We start from the raw sequence: 1,123 nt of genomic DNA, 5'->3' as shown, positions 1-1,123 counted from the left end.
TTCTAAATAAAAAAGTCCCATAATTTGGTTTCACCAATTCACAGGACCATTTTCTTTTTTACTCTTTAACACCTACATCTTGCAAAACTTCAATATCCTCTTTCATTTCATAATAATAAGAAGGCAATTCTATACCATGTTCTAAGAAATAATCCTCAATGAATGAAATAATGATTTTTAACGTTTTCACACGGGCATACAATTTATCGTTACTTTCAATAATATGCCACTTCGCATTTGGCTTACTTGTTTTTTCAAACATGTCTTCCATTGCTTCAACATACTCATCCCATTTTTCACGATTACGCCAATCTTCGTCTGTAATTTTCCATCTTTTCAAAGGATTTTTCTCTCTATCTTTAAATCTCTTTAACTGTTCCTCTTTACTTATATGGTAGAAGAACTTCCCTATTATGTAATGGTCATCTGTTAGTAGTTTTTCAAAATCATTAATCTCATCATATGCTCTCATCCACTCTTCCTTTGTAGCAAATCCTTCAACACGCTCAACTAACACACGACCGTACCATGAGCGATCAAAAATGGTGATTTGCCCGTACTGTGGAATTTTGCGCCAGAAACGTTGCAAATAATGGTAACGTTTTTCATGAGGTACAGGCGCTCCAATTGGATTTACTTGGAACCCACGCGGGTCAAGATGTTCCGTCACCCGCTTAATTGCCCCACCTTTACCAGCCGCATCCCATCCTTCCATAACAAGCATAACCGCGATTTTTTCTTCTTTCAAAATTTGCTGTAATGTTAATAAGCGCCTTTGATATTTTTCGAGTTTCTTGTTGTACTTAGATTTTGATTCAATTTTTTTCGTTAAGTCTACTTTAGCAAGATGTCCATTTTCCATAAAACAAATCCCCCTTGTTGTATGACAATGTTATTTTAACATATTTTTGGTAATTTTTTCATATCCTAAAAAAACTGTGTAGAAACATCTCTACACAGCTTCCTTCTCTAATTTCACATATATAAGCACATTTAACTACATTAAAATAAATAATTTATACTGAACTCTTAGTATATTCTTTTTATTAAAACGTAAAAATAGCCCTTTTAAAAAGGGCAGCAATCGGTAGTGACTGAAATGTGTAAGCACTAGCTTGTATTG

At 33.7% G+C, this 1,123-nt stretch carries 1 protein-coding gene; it reads right to left on the bottom strand.

The genetic code is table 11. The features are described 5' to 3' along the window. Window positions 1–58: 58 nt before the first annotated feature. A complete protein-coding gene (locus ACQGSG_RS29125; protein ID WP_088065589.1) occupies window positions 59–862 on the bottom strand; it encodes a polyphosphate kinase 2 family protein in 804 nt (267 codons plus the stop codon). Between the last annotated feature and the right edge of the window lie 261 nt (window positions 863–1,123).

This window comes from Bacillus sp. GMa5/1 (genome assembly GCF_050172015.1).
In the GTDB taxonomy this organism is placed as follows: domain Bacteria; phylum Bacillota; class Bacilli; order Bacillales; family Bacillaceae_G; genus Bacillus_A; species Bacillus_A cereus.
Note: the sequence above shows the minus strand (reverse complement) of the source record. Positions and strands in the feature narration are given on the sequence as shown.